The 289-nt window shown below is 57.1% G+C and carries 1 pseudogene; it reads left to right on the top strand.

Annotation, left to right across the window (positions count from 1 at the left end):
• A pseudogene (locus RR877_RS09190) lies at positions 1-241 on the top strand (energy-dependent translational throttle protein EttA); the annotation flags it as partial.
• Positions 242-289: the final 48 nt, after the last annotated feature.

Raw genomic sequence — 289 nt, forward strand, 5'->3', positions numbered from 1 at the left:
AAGCCTCGAGAATGCCCTGCTCGAGTTCCCCGGTTGTGCTGTGGTCATCACACACGACCGGTGGTTCCTTGACCGTATTGCGACGCACATCCTTGCCTACGAAGGCACGGACGAGAACCCCAGTTACTGGCACTGGTTCGAGGGTAACTTCGAGTCCTACGAAGCCAACAAGATCGAGCGCCTCGGTGCTGATGCGGCGAAGCCACACAGCAGCACCTACCGCAAGCTCACACGCGACTAGGACTGATTATGCGTTTACACATTCCCACCAGTATCCGTTGGTCTGACC

It is taken from the genome of Aurantimicrobium sp., assembly GCF_036667855.1.
Classification (GTDB): domain Bacteria; phylum Actinomycetota; class Actinomycetes; order Actinomycetales; family Microbacteriaceae; genus Aurantimicrobium.